The sequence below is a fragment of the Streptomyces phytophilus genome, assembly GCF_013870535.1.
Classification (GTDB): Bacteria; Actinomycetota; Actinomycetes; order Streptomycetales; family Streptomycetaceae; genus Streptomyces; species Streptomyces phytophilus.
This window is the reverse complement of sequence record NZ_JACBXC010000839.1, coordinates 1-2,736: the sequence shown is the minus strand read 5'-3', so window position 1 is coordinate 2,736 and position 2,736 is coordinate 1. Positions and strand designations below refer to the sequence as shown.

At 73.6% G+C, this 2,736-nt stretch carries 3 protein-coding genes; all 3 read right to left on the bottom strand.

The features are described from left to right. On the bottom strand, nt 1–1,294 hold a 1,294-nt coding region (locus tag H5J30_RS25995; protein ID WP_181789780.1), incomplete at its 3' end, for a sensor histidine kinase. Further along, nucleotides 1,291–2,025, bottom strand: a complete 735-nt coding sequence (locus H5J30_RS25990; RefSeq protein WP_181789779.1) for a response regulator transcription factor — start codon at nt 2,023–2,025, stop codon at nt 1,291–1,293. The genes H5J30_RS25990 and H5J30_RS25995, both read right to left, overlap by 4 nt. A gap of 4 nt (nt 2,026–2,029) precedes the next feature. Beyond that, the coding region (locus H5J30_RS25985; RefSeq protein WP_181789778.1) for a S1C family serine protease at nt 2,030–2,736 on the bottom strand (707 nt) is incomplete at its 5' end.

Here is a 2,736-nt window from a genome sequence, read left to right as displayed (position 1 = left end):
GGGCGACGATCGACAGCCCGAGCCCGCTGCCCGGCCGGCTGCGCGCCGACGGCGAACGCCAGAACCGCTCGAAGACGTGCGGCAGCTCCGCCTCCGGGATGCCGGGGCCGTGGTCGCGCACCCGCAGCAGCCCGTCGCCGCCGAGCCGGACCTCGACCCGGCTGCCGGCGGGCGAGAACTTCACCGCGTTGTCCAGCAGGTTGACCACGGCCCGCTCCAGGGCCGCGGGCTCGGCCCGTACGAACCAGGGCGCCAGCTCCGCGTCGATCCGCACCTCCGGCGCCCGCAGCCGCACCCGCCGCACCGCCCGCCCGGCGATCTCGTCCAGCGCGACGACCTCCAGCTGCGCCCTGTCCGGCGCCGCGTCGGGCCGGGACAGCTCCTGGAGGTCGCCGATGAGCGCCGCCAGCTCCGTCATCTGCGCGGTCACGGACTCCAGCAGCTCCCTGCGCTGCCCCGGCGGCAGCTCGCGGCCGGACTCCTCGCTGCGGGCGAGCAGCTCGATGTTCGTACGCAGCGAGGTCAGCGGCGTCCGCAGCTCGTGCCCGGCGTCGGCGATGAGCTGCTGCTGCCGCTCCTGGGAGGTGGCGAGGGCGGCGGTCATGGCGTTGAAGGAGCGGGACAGCCGGGCGATCTCGTCGTCGCCCTCGACGGGGATCTCGACGGCGAGGTCCTCGGTACGGGCGATGTGCTCGACGGTGTGCGTCAGCCGCTCCACGGGGCGCAGGCCCGCGCGGGCGAGCGCCACCCCGGCGACGCCGGAGGCGACGACGCCGCCGGCGGCGAGCAGGGTGAGGACGAGGGCAAGGGTGTCGAGGGGGTCGGTGACCTCGCTGAGGGGGCGGCCGACGGTGTAGGCGACGCCCGGGACCTGGGGCCAGGGGCGGGTGAGCACGCGGTACTCGGTGCCGTCGTCGGCGGTCGTGTCGTGGGCCGCCCAGTCCAGCTCTCCGCCGGCGACCCGGGTGTCCTGCCCCTGGACCTCGACGAGCCGTTCGCCGTTCTGGTAGCACCGCTGGCCGTCTTCCAGCACGAGCTGCACCGTGGGGCCGCTGGGCGTGAACGGCCCGGTGGCGTCCGGCACCGACCGGGGGCACCGGAGCCTGCCGTTGTCGATCTGGATCCGGGCCGCCGGCTCCGTCTTGGTCAACTCCTCGTCGAGCGACGACAGGAGCTGCGAGCGCACCAGGAACCACGCCGCCACCGCGCACGCCGTCACCGCGACCGCGACCGCCGCCGCGGTGAGCAGGGCCAGCCGCGAGCGCAGCGGGAGCCGGCCGAAGCGGGAGATCACCTGCTCCCCGCCCGGCTCTCCCCCTCCGGGGCGCGCAGGACGTAGCCGACGCCGCGGACCGTGTGCACCAGCCGCGGGGCGCCGCCGGCCTCCGTCTTGCGGCGGAGGTACATGACGTACACGTCGAGGGAGTTGGAGGAGGGCTCGAAGTCGAAGCCCCAGACGGCCTTGAGGATCTGCTCGCGGGTGAGCACCTGCCGCGGGTGGTTGAGGAAGAGCTCCAGCAGCGTGAACTCGGTGCGGGTCAGCTCCACCGGCCTGCCGCCGCGGGTGACCTCGCGGGCGGCGAGGTCCATCCGCAGATCGCCGAACTCCAGGGCCTCGGCGGCGTCGGGCTGTTCGCCGCCGTCGGCGTACGCGCGGCGGCGCAGCAGTGCGCGGATACGGGCGAAGAGCTCGTCCAGCTCGAACGGTTTGACGAGGTAGTCGTCGGCGCCCGCGTCGAGCCCCGTCACGCGGTCGCCGACGGTGTCGCGGGCGGTGAGCATGAGGATGGGCACCCGGTCGCCCGCGGCCCGCAGCCGGCGGGCGGCGGTCAGGCCGTCCATGCGGGGCATGAGGACGTCGAGGACGACGAGGTCGGGGCGGTAGGAGGCGGCCTTGTCGAGGGCGTCGAGACCGTCGACGGCGAGTTCGGTCCCGTAGCCCTCGAAGGCGAGGCTGCGCTCCAGCGCCTCGCGTACGGCCGGCTCGTCGTCGACGATCAGGATGCGCTGCTGTGGCTCGGTCACGGCCTCAATTGTTCCTGAGGTCGTCGAGGATCTGCTTCACATCGTTGACGGGGATGGCGAATCCGAGCCCGACACTGCCCGCGGAGGAGCTGTCCTGCGGCGCGTACATGGCCGAGTTGATGCCGACGATCCGGCCGTTCATGTCGACGAGGGCGCCGCCGGAGTTGCCGGGGTTCAGCGAGGCGTCGGTCTGGATGGCCTGGTACGTCGTCGTCTGCGAACCGAGCCGCCCGTTGTACTGGCCGCCGCCGAAGCCGAACGGCCACTGCTCGCCGCTCTGCGGCTGCTGCTGCTCCTTCTCCACGGTGACGTCGCGGTCGAGCGCCGAGACGATGCCGCTGGTGACGCTGCCGCTCAGGCCCTCGGGGGAGCCGATGGCGACGACCTCGTCGCCGACCTTCAGGGAGTCGGAGTCGCCGAGGGCGGCGGGCTTGAGGCCGGACTTGCCCTGCACCTTGATGAGCGCCATGTCGAGGTCGGGGTCGGTGCCGACCACGTCGGCGGCGGCGGTGGAGCCGTCGCTGAAGGTGACCTGGACCTGCTGGGCGCCGGAGACGACGTGGTTGTTGGTGAGGATCTCGCCGCTCTCGGTGACGATCACCCCGGACCCGGTCGACTGCCCGGCGGTCGAGGAGGACTGGATCTCCACGACGCTGGGGCCGACGGCGGCGGCGACCCCGGCGACGGAGCCGCTGTCCCCGGCGGAGACCT